The sequence below is a fragment of the Pseudoxanthomonas daejeonensis genome, from assembly GCF_010093205.1.
Lineage (GTDB): Bacteria > Pseudomonadota > Gammaproteobacteria > Xanthomonadales > Xanthomonadaceae > Pseudoxanthomonas > Pseudoxanthomonas daejeonensis.
In genome coordinates, this window is the sequence record NZ_PDWN01000004.1 from 24,140 (window position 1) to 36,509 (window position 12,370).

General features: G+C 69.6%; 13 protein-coding genes. 11 read left to right on the forward strand and 2 right to left on the reverse strand.

Annotated elements, in window-relative coordinates; genetic code table 11:
- The first annotated feature begins 229 nt into the window (after positions 1–229).
- From rpoE to CSC65_RS04995, 11 genes are all read left to right on the forward strand, one after another.
- On the forward strand, positions 230–859 hold the full coding sequence (gene rpoE, locus CSC65_RS04945; RefSeq protein WP_162409042.1) for an RNA polymerase sigma factor RpoE: 630 nt from the start codon (positions 230–232) through the stop codon (positions 857–859).
- Positions 856–1,707 carry a sigma-E factor negative regulatory protein gene (locus CSC65_RS04950; RefSeq protein ID WP_162409044.1) on the forward strand — a complete coding sequence of 284 codons (852 nt, stop codon included), beginning with the start codon at positions 856–858 and terminating at the stop codon, positions 1,705–1,707. Before rpoE ends, CSC65_RS04950 begins: the two co-directional genes overlap by 4 nt.
- Positions 1,708–1,828: 121 nt before the next feature.
- The gene (locus CSC65_RS04955) at positions 1,829–3,367 is read left to right on the forward strand and encodes a DegQ family serine endoprotease (RefSeq protein ID WP_162409046.1); all 1,539 of its coding nucleotides are present in this window, start codon (positions 1,829–1,831) and stop codon (positions 3,365–3,367) included.
- A 152-nt stretch (positions 3,368–3,519) separates the two neighbouring features.
- Complete coding sequence (gene lepA / locus CSC65_RS04960) at positions 3,520–5,313, forward strand: translation elongation factor 4 (RefSeq protein ID WP_162409490.1); 1,794 nt, start codon at positions 3,520–3,522, stop codon at positions 5,311–5,313.
- 87 nt (positions 5,314–5,400) lie between these two features.
- Positions 5,401–6,201 (forward strand): signal peptidase I, encoded by an 801-nt coding sequence (gene lepB / locus CSC65_RS04965; RefSeq protein WP_162409048.1) that lies wholly within the window; start codon positions 5,401–5,403, stop codon positions 6,199–6,201.
- Positions 6,202–6,276: 75 nt separating this feature from the next.
- Positions 6,277–6,657, forward strand: coding sequence for a DUF4845 domain-containing protein (locus CSC65_RS04970; RefSeq protein ID WP_162409050.1), 381 nt, complete (start codon positions 6,277–6,279; stop codon positions 6,655–6,657).
- Positions 6,641–7,336 (forward strand): ribonuclease III, encoded by a 696-nt coding sequence (gene rnc / locus CSC65_RS04975; RefSeq protein WP_162409052.1) that lies wholly within the window; start codon positions 6,641–6,643, stop codon positions 7,334–7,336. Before CSC65_RS04970 ends, rnc begins: the two co-directional genes overlap by 17 nt.
- A gap of 26 nt (positions 7,337–7,362) precedes the next feature.
- Positions 7,363–8,286, forward strand: a complete 924-nt coding sequence (gene era, locus CSC65_RS04980) for a GTPase Era (RefSeq protein ID WP_238390285.1) — start codon at positions 7,363–7,365, stop codon at positions 8,284–8,286.
- 27 nt (positions 8,287–8,313) lie between these two features.
- Positions 8,314–9,045: a DNA repair protein RecO gene (gene recO / locus CSC65_RS04985; protein WP_162409056.1), complete on the forward strand. Its 732-nt coding sequence runs from the start codon at positions 8,314–8,316 to the stop codon at positions 9,043–9,045.
- Between the two features lie 38 nt (positions 9,046–9,083).
- Positions 9,084–9,695: a GNAT family N-acetyltransferase gene (locus CSC65_RS04990; protein WP_162409058.1), complete on the forward strand. Its 612-nt coding sequence runs from the start codon at positions 9,084–9,086 to the stop codon at positions 9,693–9,695.
- Positions 9,692–10,582 carry a carbon-nitrogen hydrolase family protein gene (locus CSC65_RS04995; protein ID WP_162409060.1) on the forward strand — a complete coding sequence of 297 codons (891 nt, stop codon included), beginning with the start codon at positions 9,692–9,694 and terminating at the stop codon, positions 10,580–10,582. Before CSC65_RS04990 ends, CSC65_RS04995 begins: the two co-directional genes overlap by 4 nt.
- A 67-nt stretch (positions 10,583–10,649) precedes the next feature.
- Here CSC65_RS04995 and CSC65_RS05000 read toward each other — a convergent pair whose 3' ends face one another.
- Together CSC65_RS05000 and CSC65_RS05005 are read right to left on the reverse strand one after the other, a co-directional pair.
- Entirely contained in the window at positions 10,650–11,231 is a 582-nt protein-coding gene (locus CSC65_RS05000) for a phosphatase PAP2 family protein (RefSeq protein ID WP_162409062.1), read from the reverse strand.
- Positions 11,212–12,369 carry a glycosyltransferase family 4 protein gene (locus CSC65_RS05005; protein WP_162409064.1) on the reverse strand — a complete coding sequence of 386 codons (1,158 nt, stop codon included), beginning with the start codon at positions 12,367–12,369 and terminating at the stop codon, positions 11,212–11,214. Before CSC65_RS05005 ends, CSC65_RS05000 begins: the two co-directional genes overlap by 20 nt.
- Position 12,370: the final 1 nt, after the last annotated feature.

Below are 12,370 nucleotides of genomic sequence, written 5' to 3' on the forward strand. Positions count from 1 at the left end.
CAAATCCCATGAAGGAATGCAGGCCGTCGCGGACAGCGGCGTGCCCGACCATACTTGCCCTGCGGTTAAGGTCCTGCATGTCGCCCCGGCCGCGGGTCGGGCGCGGGACAACGGCCCCGGCTGCATGATGTGGCCCATACGGACAGCGGCTTCCGCCAGTCGCTGAACTTTTTCCGGCAACGGCGGTCACAGGGTCCGGAACGTCGGGCCGACAGGAGTGTGGCCCGGCATGGCCGAAGGAACGCCAAAGGATCCGACCCAGGAGCTGGACCTCGAGCTGGTCCGCCGCGTGCAGCGTGGCGACAGCGCGGCATTCGACCTGCTGGTGCGCAAGTACCAGCATCGGATCACCGGGCTGATCGGACGCTACATCTCGGACTGGAGCGAATGCCAGGACGTGGCCCAGGACACCTTCATGCGCGCCTACCGCGCGCTGGGGAATTTCCGCGGCGACGCCCAGTTCTATACCTGGTTGCACCGGATAGCCGTGAATACCGCCAAGAACCACCTGGTCGCCCACAACCGCCGTCCACCCACGGACGACATCGACGCCAGCGACGCCGAGCAGTACGACGCCGGTGCGCGCCTGCGCGACACCGATACGCCCGAGCGCGAAGCGATGCGCGAGGAGCTGGAACGGACGGTGATGAAGGCGGTGGATGCGTTGCCGGAGGAACTGAGGGCCGCCATCACCCTGCGCGAGGTGGAGGGCCTGAGCTATGACGAGATCGCGCAGAAGATGGATTGCCCGATCGGAACGGTGCGCTCGCGCATCTTCCGGGCGCGCGAAGCCATCGACGCCGAATTGAGGCCCCTGCTCGACATCCAGAGCGCCACTCGCGAACGAAACCGTCCATGAGCCAAGAACCCAGCATCCCCACCGACGCCAACGTCGACAAACTCGAACTCCACACCCGGCAGCAGCTGTCGGCGCTGGTGGACGGCGAGCTGTCACCGGACGAAGCGCGCTTCCTGCTGCGCCGGCTGCAGCACGACACCGAACTGTCCGGCCGCTTCGAGCGCTGGCAGCTGGGTGGCGACGTGCTGCGTGGCCAGGTCAAGCGCGTCGCCGCGGCGGATCTGAGCGAACGCATTGCGGCTGCCATCGCCGGCGACACTGCAGCCGGGCACGGCGTGCAGCCGGCGGCCGCTGCCGGTGGACGTGCCCCGGTGTGGACGCGCTGGGGCGGGGGTGGTGCGGCACTGGCCGCTTCCGTCGCCGTCGTGGCCATGCTGGTCGGTCGCCCGGCCGCACCGGACCAGGCGGCTGCTCCCATTCCCGCGCTTGCAATGCAGACCCTGCCGTCCCCCGAGGCCCGCCTGCCGGCTGCCCCGGTCGCGCCGGCCCTGCCGCAGCGTGAAGTCGCCGCCGTTGCGCCGCCGGCCCGGCAGCAGCCGCGGCCCGTGAATCGCGTGCGGCCATCGCCGGCCATCGCCACGGAATCCACGACCGCAGTGGCCGATGCGGGCGGCGCGAGTGCGCTGCCGGCCGATCCCTTCGCCTCGGCGGCGCCGTTGCAGGCGCGCCCGTGGCCGCGTGCCGACCTGGCGCAGCCGTCATCGGGTCGATTCACCGCAAGCCTCGGCGAGTCGCCCGTCGCACGCCCCTTCTATCCGTTCGAGCCGAGCCCGCCGGTCGAAGCCGCCGCGCCGGTGCCAGCGGACGACCAGGAGCTGCCGGCGCCCCCGGAAGACGACGGGCGCTGATCTGCCCGCGCGTTCCCGCACTCCGTTCCGCTCGCTCCCCGTTTCCCGATCAACCCCTGATCCGTCCCGTGTTCCACGGCCCGGTCGACCGCGGCCGCTCCTCCCCCTGAAGGCATACCCGATGAATTCCCGTGTCCGTCCCAGTCTCCTCGCCGCCCTGGTCCTGACCGCGCCGCTCATGGCGTGCGCGCGTGCGCCGGAAGCCAGCAGTTCGCCCTCCGCGCAGACCGCGCCTGCTGCCGCCCCGGCGGTTGCCGCCGCGCCCCTGGCCACCGGCCTGCCCGATTTCCCCCGCCTGGTCGAACAGGTCGGCCCCGGCGTGGTCAACATCGAGGCGCGGATCAGCCGGCGTCCGTCCGCGCGCAACCGCGGCGGCATGCCCAGCGACGAGCAGATGCCGGAAATCTTCCGCCGCTTCTTCGGTCCGGGTTTCCCGGGCCAGCCGGGCGAGCCCGGTGATCCGGGCCAGGACGCGCCTTCGGGCCGTTCGGTGGGCTCGGGCTTCATCATCTCCAACGATGGCTACATCCTCACCAACCACCATGTGGTCGACGGGGCCGACAGCATCACCGTGCGCCTGTCCGACCGCCGCGAGTTCACCGCCAAGCTGATCGGCAGCGACGAGACCTACGACGTGGCCCTGCTCAAGGTCGACGGCAAGGGCCTGCCTACGCTGCGCCAGGGCCAGTCCTCGGCGATCAAGCCGGGCCAGTGGGTGGTCGCGATCGGTTCGCCGCTGGGCCTGGACCAGTCGGTGACCGCCGGCATCGTCAGCGCGGTCGGCCGCACCGGCGGCCCGGGCCAGCAGTACGTGCCCTTCATCCAGACCGACGTGGCGATCAACCGGGGCAATTCCGGCGGCCCGCTGCTCAACACCTCCGGCGAGGTGGTCGGCATCAATTCGCAGATCCTGAGCAATTCCGGCGGCTACATGGGGGTGAGCTTCGCCATCCCGATGGACCTGGCGATGGGCGCGGTCGAGCAGATCAAGAAGGGCGGCAAGGTGAGCCGCGGCATGCTCGGCGTGCAGATCCAGGGGATCGACGCGGCCCGCGCCAAGGGCCTGGGCCTGGCCGACAGCAATGGCGCGCTGGTCAACAACGTCGAGCCGGGCAGCGCGGCCGAGAAGGGCGGCATCGAGGTCGGCGACGTGATCGTCTCGGTCAACGGGCGCCCCGTAAGCACCAGCGCCGACCTGCCGCCGATGGTGGGCATGCTGCCGCCGGGTACCAAGGCGAAGATCGGCGTGATCCGCGACGGCAAGCCGCGCGAGCTGACCGTGACCCTGGGCGAACTGGCCAGCGACGCGCAGCGTGCCGCTGCCGCGCCGGATGACGCCGACGCCGGTCCGGCCCAGGCTTCGGCCCTGGCAGGCCTGGGCCTGCGGGTGGCCGAACTGGATGCGCGGTCGCGCAGCCAGCTGGGCCTGGAGGCCGGCAAGGGCGTAGGCATCACCGGTGTGACCGGCGCGGAGGCGCGCGAGGCCGGGCTGCTGCCGGGCATGGCGATCGTGCAGGTCGGCCGCACGCCGGTCGGCAGCGTCGCCGAGCTGGAGCGCCAGCTGCGCGGCACCCGTCCCGGCGACGTGGTGATGCTGCTGGTGCGCACTCCCGCCGGCCAGACCAGTTTCATCGCCCTGGCCGTGGGTGACGGCGAGTAAAACGATGCCCACGCCGGCCATGCCCCGACGGGCATGGCTGGCGCGAGGCGGCCCCGCGTGAGGGGTCCGGGTCCGGAGGCGGCCCGGCGTGCGATAATCCGACGTTGTCCGACGACGGCGCAGACCGCCGCCCCCACATGTCTTCCGATTCCATGCGGTTCATCCGCAACTTCTCCATCATCGCCCACGTCGACCACGGCAAGTCGACGCTCGCCGACCGCATCATCCAATTGTGCGGCGGGCTGGAAGCGCGCGAGATGGAAGCGCAGGTGCTCGACTCCAACCCGATCGAGCGCGAACGCGGCATCACCATCAAGGCCCAGTCCGTGTCGCTGCCGTACAAGGCGAAGGACGGCAATACCTATTTCCTGAACTTCATCGACACCCCCGGCCACGTCGACTTCTCCTACGAAGTCAGCCGTTCGCTGGCGGCCTGCGAAGGCGCCTTGCTGGTGGTCGACGCGGCCCAGGGCGTGGAGGCGCAGTCGGTGGCCAACTGCTACACCGCGGTGGAGCAGGGCCTGGAAGTGGTGCCGGTGCTCAACAAGATCGACCTGCCGACCGCCGACATCGACCGGGCCAAGGCCGAGATCGAGGCGGTGATCGGCATCGACGCCGACGACGCGGTCGCGGTCAGCGCCAAGACCGGCCTGAACGTGGGCGACGTGCTGGAGGCGATCGTGCATCGCATCCCGCCGCCGGTGCCGCGCGACACCGACAAGCTGCAGGCGCTGATCATCGATTCCTGGTTCGACAACTACCTGGGCGTGGTCTCGCTGGTCCGCGTGATGCAGGGCGAGATCAAGCCGGGCAGCAAGATCCTGGTGATGTCCACCGGCCGCACCCACCTGGTCGACAAGGTCGGCGTGTTCACCCCCAAGCGCAAGGAGACCGCCAAGCTGGGCGCGGGCGAAGTGGGCTGGATCAACGCCTCGATCAAGGACGTGCACGGCGCGCCGGTCGGCGACACCCTGACCCTGGCCGGCGATCCGGCGCTCAAGCCATTGCCCGGTTTCCAGGAAATGCAGCCGCGCGTGTTCGCCGGCCTGTTCCCGGTCAATGCCGAGGACTACCCGGCGCTGCGCGAGGCGCTGGAGAAGCTGCGCCTCAACGACGCCGCACTGCGCTTCGAGCCGGAAAGCTCTGAGGCGATGGGCTTCGGCTTCCGCTGCGGCTTCCTGGGCATGCTGCACATGGAAATCGTGCAGGAGCGCCTGGAGCGCGAGTACGACCTGGACCTGATCTCCACCGCGCCGACGGTGGTGTACGAAGTGCTGCGCACCGATGGCACGGTCATGTCACTGGACAACCCGGCCAAGCTGCCGCAGGCCAACCTGATCGAGGAAGTGCGCGAGCCCATCATTCGCGCCAACATCCTCACGCCCGAGGCCTACATCGGCAACATCATCAAGCTGTGCGAGGAAAAGCGCGGCATGCAGATCAGCATCACCTACATGGCCAGCCAGGTGCAGATCAGCTACGAGCTGCCGATGGCCGAGGTGGTGCTGGACTTCTTCGACAAGCTGAAGTCCGTCAGTCGCGGCTACGCCTCGCTGGACTACCACTTCCTGCGCTTCCAGGAGGGCCCGTTCGTGCGCCTGGACACGCTGATCAACGGCGACCGCGTCGATGCGCTGTCGCTGATCGTGCACCGCAGCCACGCCGACCGGCGCGGCCGCGAGCTGACCGAGAAGATGCGCGAACTGATTCCGAGGCAGATGTTCGACGTGGCGATCCAGGCCGCGGTCGGCTCGCAGATCATCGCCCGGTCCACGGTCAAGGCGATGCGCAAGAACGTGCTGGCCAAGTGCTATGGCGGCGACATCAGCCGCAAGAAGAAGCTCCTGGAGAAGCAGAAGGAGGGCAAGAAGCGGATGAAGCAGGTCGGCCGCGTCGAGATCCCGCAGGAGGCGTTCCTCGCCGTGCTGCAGGTGGACAGCAAGTAATCCGGGCGCGGCCATGTGGCCGGTACCGGCCCGCGTTCGCGCTCCCACTCCCGTTCAGGTTTTGCGTTCCATCGCCAAGGACTACGAATGAAATGGTTTGAGCTCGGACTGGTCGTGTTGACCTTCGCCACCGGCCTGATCTGGCTGGTCGACCGGCTGTTCTTCGCCAAGCGCCGTGCCGCCGCCGGCGGACTGCTGGACGAGGAGCCGGTGATCGTCGACTACTCGCGCGCGTTCTTCCCGGTGCTGGCGCTGGTGCTGGTGCTGCGCAGCTTCGTCGCCGAGCCTTACAAGATCCCGTCCAGCTCGATGATGCCCAACCTGCTGATCGGCGACTTCATCCTGGTCAACAAGTTCACCTATGGCCTGCGCCTGCCGGTGAACAACCACAAGTTTCTGGCCCTGGGCGAGCCGGCACGCGGCGACGTGGTGGTGTTCAAGCCGCCGCACGCGCCCGACCAGAACTGGATCAAGCGCGTGATCGGGCTGCCCGGGGACCGCATCGGCTTCCACGGCGACACCCTGTACATCAACGGCGAGGCGGTGCAGTACGAGAACCTGGGCGAGTTCATCGGCCAGGGCCGCGGCGCGGAGATGACCGGCGCCAGCCTGCTGCTGGAGAAGCTGCCCGGGCGCGAGCATCAGGTGCTGGAATGGCTGGACCGGGCCAACCCGGCCGGGCAGGGCGAGTGGACGGTGCCGGCGGGCCAGTATTTCGTAATGGGCGACAATCGTGATAATAGCGAGGACAGCCGGTTCTGGACCCAGACCCATTTCCTGCCCGAGGAGAACCTGCGGGGCAGGGCGTTCCTGATCTGGCTGAATTGCGAGGGGTGGTTCTGCAAGGGGAGTTTCGATCCTTCGCGGATCGGGACGGCGATCAAGTAACGCGGCGCCGGATCCAGATACAACGGCATGTTCGTCCGGCGTGCGTGCACGCATCCAAGCTCAAGGGGAATGGCAATGAAGCGCAAGCAAAGCGGGCTCAGCCTGTTGGGGTTCCTGGTGGTGCTGGCCGTGGTCGGTTTCGCCGCCTACATCGGCATGAAGCTGTTCCCGATGTACCAGGAGTACTACTCGGTGCAGTCGGCGATGAAGGGCCTGGCCAACGAGCCGGGCGTGGCGGACATGGATCCGCACAAGGTCCAGGACCTGTTCTTCCGCCGCCTGTACATCAACTACTCCGAGAACGTGAAGCCGCAGAACGTGAAGTTCGAGCGCACCGAGGGCGGCTGGCGGATGCGGGTGAACTACGAGGTGCGTCGTCCGCTGGTCGGCAACCTCGACGTGGTCGGCCGCTTCGACAGGACCCAGGACCTGACCCGGCATGGTGGTGGGGACTGATCGCACCGTGATCCGCGACCGGATCGGCCACGTTTTCGCCGATCCGTCGCTGCTGGAGCAGGCGCTGACCCACCGCAGCGCCGGCACCCCGCATAACGAGCGCCTGGAATTCCTCGGCGACGGGGTGGTCAACCTGTTCGCGGCCGAGGCGCTGTACCTGCGCTGGCCGACCGCCGACGAGGGCGTGCTGACCCGGGCGCGGGCCGAACTGGTCCGCGAGGCCTCGCTGGCCACCATCGCCCGGCAGCTGGAGCTGGGCGAACGCCTGACCCTGGGGCCGGGTGAACTGAAGTCCGGCGGCTTCCGCCGCGATTCGATCCTGGCCGACGCGCTCGAAGCGGTCGTCGCGGCGATCTATCTGGATGCCGGGTACGAGGCCTGCCGGCGCGTGGTGCTGCCCTGGTTCGAGCAGTCGCTGGCCGCCTTGCCGGTCGGAAGGCCGGAAAAAGATGCCAAGACCCGCCTGCAGGAATGGCTGCAGGCCCGGCAGCGTCCATTGCCGGCATATGAACTGGTTTCCGAAAGCGGCGAGGAGCACGCCAAGGTCTTCCTCTGCAGGTGTAACCTGAGCGAACCCCCGGTGAGTGCCGAGGGAGAGGGCACCTCGCGCCGGCTGGCCGAACAGGCGGCGGCGGCGGCGGTGCTGGAACGGCTGGAGCCCTCGCTCCGGCATCCATGAGCGGTTCTCTCCAGCCTAAGTTCAAAGTGAATTCCGAACACACCCAAGACACCCACCACTGCGGCAGCGTCGCGGTGATCGGCCGGCCCAACGTCGGCAAGTCCACCCTGGTCAACGCGCTGGTCGGCGCCAAGGTCAGCATCGTTTCCAATCGCCCGCAGACCACCCGGCACCGGTTGCTGGGCATCGCCACGGTCGAGGGCGGCCAGCTGCTGCTGGTCGACACGCCCGGGCTGCATCGCGGCGAAGGCCGGTTCAAGGCCTCGGCGATGAGCCGGGTGATGAACCGCACCGCCCGTGGCGCGGTCGAAGACGTCGATGCCGCGCTGATGGTGGTCGAGGCCGGCCGCTGGGACGACGAGGACACGCTGGTGTTCAACGTGCTGCGCCAGGGTGGCATCCCGGTGGTGCTGGCGGTGAACAAGGTCGACCGGATGAAGGACAAGAGCGCGCTGCTGCCGTTCCTGGCCAAGGTCAGCGAGGGCCGCGATTTCGCCGCGATCCATCCGGTATCGGCGCTCAAGCGCAAGGGCCTGGAGCAGTTGCTTGCCGACCTGCTGAAGCTGGTTCCCGAGGCACCGCCGGCGTACGAGGAAGACGAGATCACCGACCGCAGCCAGCGTTTCCTGGCCGGCGAGCTGGTCCGCGAGCAGCTGATGCGCCAGCTCGGCGACGAGCTTCCGTACGCGACCACGGTGGAGATCGAGCGCTTCGCCGAGGATGGCGAACTGCTGCGCATCGGTGCGGTGGTCTGGGTCGAGCGCGAAGGCCAGAAGCCGATCGTGATCGGCAAGGGCGGCACGCGCCTGCGCGACATCGGCAGCAAGGCGCGGCAGCAGATGGAACGCCTGTTCGGCCGCAAGGTGTTCCTGGAAACCTGGGTGCGCGTACGCGAAGGCTGGTCCGACGACGAGGCGGCGCTGAAAGCCTTCGGCTACGGCGACAACTGACGCGGCGGTGGCGGCGCGGTTGCAGCCATGAGGATCGAGGGCGAGACCGGCTTCGTCCTGCATTCGCGGCCATGGCGCGAAACCAGCCTTCTGGTGGAAGTTCTCAGCGCCGGCCACGGCCGGCTGGGACTGGTGGCCCGCGGCGTGGCCTCGCCCAAGCGGCACGTGTTGCGTGCCGCGCTGCAGCCCCTGCAGCACATCCGTTTCGATGCGGTGCTGGTGGGCGAGCTCGCCCAGTTGCGCGCCGCCGAAGCCCTGGACGCCGCGCCACAGCTGGGTGGAGACGCGCTGCTGGCGGCGTTCTACCTCAACGAACTGGTGCTGCGCCTGGCGCCACGCCAGGACCCGTTGCCCGAGCTGGATATCGCCTATGCCGTGACGCGCGAGCGCCTGCGCGCCGGCGAGCCACTGGCCTGGACCCTGCGCCGTTTCGAACGTGACCTGCTCGGTGCGCTGGGCGTGGGCTTCGAGCTGCACTGCGACGGCGATGGCGAGCCGGTGGACCCGGCCGCACGCTACCGGCTCGATCCCGAGCACGGCCCGCGACGGCTGCTCAGCGATCGTGGCCAGGCCGAGCGCAATGCCGCCGCCACCGGTCGTGCCCTGCTGGCCCTGGCCGCCGACGCTCGACCGGAGGCGGCCGATCTTTCCAGCCTGCGCCTGCCGCTGCGCGCGGTGCTCGCGCACCACCTGGGGGCGCGTGGTTTGAAGTCGTGGGAGATGGCGGCTTCGCTCGGCAGGCTGGCGGTACCGCGCTGATCGCGGTTACGGCGCCGCGTGCCCGCTAGAATCCGGGCATGCCGACCCAGCCTGAAATCCGCCGTTTCCGCGGCGCGGAAATAGCCCCCTGGCTCGACCATGTCGCGTGCCTGCGCATCGCCGTGTTCCGCGACTGGCCCTATCTCTACGACGGCGACCGCGACGATCCCTACGAACGCGAATACCTCGCCGCCTACGTCGCTTCGCCCGACAGCGTGCTGGTGCTGGCCCTGGATGGCGGGCGCGTGGTCGGCGCGGCCACCGGCCTGCCGCTGGCGCACGATCCCGATGCGTTCTCCGCGCCGCTGCGCAAGGCCGGCCTGCCGGTGGCGCAGGTGTTCTATTTCGGCGAGTCGGTGCTGCTGCCGGGCTACCGCGGACTGGGCGTGGGCCACACGTTCTTCGACGAACGCGAAGCGCATGTCCGCGAGCTGGACCGCTTCCGCTGGACCGCGTTCTGCTCGGTGGATCGCGATCCGGGAGATCCACGCCGGCCGCCGGACTACCGCTCCAACGATTCGTTCTGGCACCGGCGCGGCTACACGCGACTGCCCGGGATGACCGCACACTTGCCCTGGAACGAGATCGGCAAGGGCGAGGTGCAGCATCCCCTGACGTTCTGGCTGCACGACTGGAGAGCAGGGCGATGAGGGTGGCCGCCTGCAAGTACCGGGTCGGCCAGCCCGGCGATTTCGACGCTTTCGCGCGCGCGCAACGCGACCTGCTGCGCGCGGCCGCATCGCGGGGCGCGCGGATCGCCGTGCTGCCGGAATACCTTTCGCTGGAGCTGGCCGCGAACTTCCCGGCCGCCGTGCACGGCGACCTGGTGGCCTCCCTGGCGGCGATCCAGGCCCTGCGCGCACCGTGGCTGGCGCTCTTTTCGGGCCTTGCACGCGAGACAGGCATGCACGTGGTCGCCGGCACGTTCCTGCTGGCGCAAGGCAACGGCCGGTACCGCAATCGATGCGACGTGTTCGCGCCGGACGGCGCCCACCTGTGGCAGGACAAGCTGCAACTCACAGGTTTCGAGAAGGCCACCGGCGTGATCGAGGGCGGCGATGCGCTCAAGGTGACGGAGATCGAGGGCATCCGTGCCGGCGCGTCGATCTGCTACGACAGCGAGTTCCCCTTGCCCGTGCGCGCCCAGTACGAGGCCGGCGCGCGGCTGCTGCTCGTACCCAGCTGCACCGACACCGACGCCGGCGCCACGCGGGTGCAGGTCGGCTGCCTTGCGCGCGCGCTGGAGAACCGGATGTTCGTGGCCCAGGCGGTCACCGCGGGGCAGGCGCCGTGGAGCCCGGCGCTGGACGACAATACCGGCGAAGCCACGTTGTACGCGCCGATGGACGCGGGCTTCCCGGCCGATGGCATCCTGGCCCGCACGCGCGACGACGACGTGTGGGCCATCGCGGACCTGGATTTCGGATTGCTCGAAGGCACGCGCGGTCGCGCGCAGGTGGCCAACGACCGCGATTGGTCGGGGCAGAACATGCCGGCACTGGCCCGGGCGCGTGTCGAAGGATTCAAGTCGTACTAGGTGCGGCCTTATAGCGCTCGCGCGGCGAACGTCGGCCGGATCCGTGGATGCGATCCAGCAGCCAGGCCTACAGCAGCGAACCCAGCCACAGCGACGCACCGGCCAGCAGCGATCCGATCGCGGTCGCCGCCAGCACGTCGCTCGGATAGTGCAGGCCCAGAACCACCCGCGATACCGCCACCGAGGCGGTGAACGGAACCAGCACGGTCGCCAGCCAAGGGTAATAAGCCAGCGCGACCCCGCTGAATGTCACCGCGTGCAAGGTGTGCCCGGACGGGAAGCTGAACTCGTCCAGCGGCGCGACCCAGGCCTGGATGCGGCCATCCGCGGTGAACGGCCGCGGTCGCCGCGTCCAGCGTTTGAGCCGCCGGTACAGGGTGAGCGCGACCACGCCGGTAAGGGCCAGGTGCAGCGAGGCGGCCAGCCCGGCCAGTCCGTCCGCGACCACGAGCACGGCCATCAGCGTGTACCAGAACACGCCGTCGCCCAGCCGGCTGATCGTGGCGAAGTAACGACGCACCACGCCGCGCGCGCCCCAGCGGTTGGCGCGCACGCACCAGCCGCGATCACGGGCGCGCAGGAGCGCGGTGGGCCGGCGGCGGGGGGCTGGAAATGGCGCGTGGGTACGCTCAGGCGGCGACAGCGGCATGGTTTTCTCCACGGCGGGCCAGCCCCGCCAGCAGCGCATCGAAATCCGCGGCGACCTGCTCCGGCCGCAGGCGCAGCATCGCCGCGCGCGCGGCCGGGCCCATCGCGCGCAGGGCGGCATCGTCATCGGCCAGGCGCACGGCGCCGGCAATGAAGTCCTCATCGCGCGCCACCACGGCGCCATGCACGCCATCGCACAGGTGCTCGCGCGCGGCGCCGCTGTCGAACGCGACGGTCGGCACGCCACTGGCCATCGCTTCCAGGGTCACGTTGCCGAAGGTCTCGCTGCGGCTGGGAAACAGGAACAGGTCACCGCTGGCGAAGTGGCGGGCCAGGTCGGTCCCGCGTTGCACGCCGCAGAAGACGAAGTCGGGGTTGGCCCGGGCCAGCGCCTCGCGCGCCGGTCCGTCGCCGACCCAGACCATGCGCGCCTGCGGCCGTTGCTGCTGGATTGCCCGGAAGGCGCGCACGGCCAGGTCCAGGTTCTTCTCCGGGGCGATCCGGCCGACATGGATCACCACCAGCGTATCCGCGCCGGCGCCCCACGAGGCGCGCAGCATGTCGCTCCGCCGTGCGGGCGACAGCAGCGAGGCATCGACCGCGCGTGCCAGCCGCACGACGCGCTCGAATCCACTCGCACGCAGGAAATCCTGCAGTTCGGTGGTCGGGACCAGGGTCGCGTCGGCGCGGTTGTGGAAGCGCCGCATCCACGCCAGCGCCATGCCCTCCAGCCAGGGCATGCCGTAGTCGCGCATGTAATGGTCGAAGCGGGTGTGGAACCCCGAAGCGACCGGCATGCCCAGTCGCGCGGCCGCGCGCAACGCCGACCATCCGAGGGGACCCTCGGTGGCGACGTAGATCGCGTCGGGCGGCGAATGCTTCCAGTGGCGCACCAGGGTGCGCGTCGCTGGCAGGCCGAAACGCAGGCCGGGATAACCCGGCAGCGCGGCGCCGCGCAGCAGCAGGGTCGCGATCGTGCCATCGCGCTCCGCATCGTCGAGCGGATCGGCGGGCTGGCGCGGCCGCACCACCTCGACCGCGTGGCCGCGCGCGCGCAGGCCATGGGCCAGGCCCTGCACGGTCAGGGCGACGCCGTTGACCTCCGGCGGCCATGTCTCGGTGACGAGGGCGTAGCGCATG

Excerpts from the sequence above, each read along its gene's own strand:
- rpoE (WP_162409042.1), top strand. The coding sequence starts at position 230 with ATGGCCGAAGGAACGCCAAAGGATCCGACCCAGGAGCTGGACCTCGAG.
- CSC65_RS04950 (WP_162409044.1), top strand. The coding sequence starts at position 856 with ATGAGCCAAGAACCCAGCATCCCCACCGACGCCAACGTCGACAAACTC.
- CSC65_RS04955 (WP_162409046.1), top strand. The coding sequence starts at position 1,829 with ATGAATTCCCGTGTCCGTCCCAGTCTCCTCGCCGCCCTGGTCCTGACC.
- lepA (WP_162409490.1), top strand. The coding sequence starts at position 3,520 with ATGCGGTTCATCCGCAACTTCTCCATCATCGCCCACGTCGACCACGGC.
- lepB (WP_162409048.1), top strand. The coding sequence starts at position 5,401 with ATGAAATGGTTTGAGCTCGGACTGGTCGTGTTGACCTTCGCCACCGGC.
- CSC65_RS04970 (WP_162409050.1), top strand. The coding sequence starts at position 6,277 with ATGAAGCGCAAGCAAAGCGGGCTCAGCCTGTTGGGGTTCCTGGTGGTG.
- rnc (WP_162409052.1), top strand. The coding sequence starts at position 6,641 with ATGGTGGTGGGGACTGATCGCACCGTGATCCGCGACCGGATCGGCCAC.
- recO (WP_162409056.1), top strand. The coding sequence starts at position 8,314 with ATGAGGATCGAGGGCGAGACCGGCTTCGTCCTGCATTCGCGGCCATGG.
- CSC65_RS04990 (WP_162409058.1), top strand. The coding sequence starts at position 9,084 with ATGCCGACCCAGCCTGAAATCCGCCGTTTCCGCGGCGCGGAAATAGCC.
- CSC65_RS04995 (WP_162409060.1), top strand. The coding sequence starts at position 9,692 with ATGAGGGTGGCCGCCTGCAAGTACCGGGTCGGCCAGCCCGGCGATTTC.
- CSC65_RS05000 (WP_162409062.1), bottom strand. The coding sequence starts at position 11,231 with ATGCCGCTGTCGCCGCCTGAGCGTACCCACGCGCCATTTCCAGCCCCC.
- CSC65_RS05005 (WP_162409064.1), bottom strand. The coding sequence starts at position 12,369 with ATGCGCTACGCCCTCGTCACCGAGACATGGCCGCCGGAGGTCAACGGC.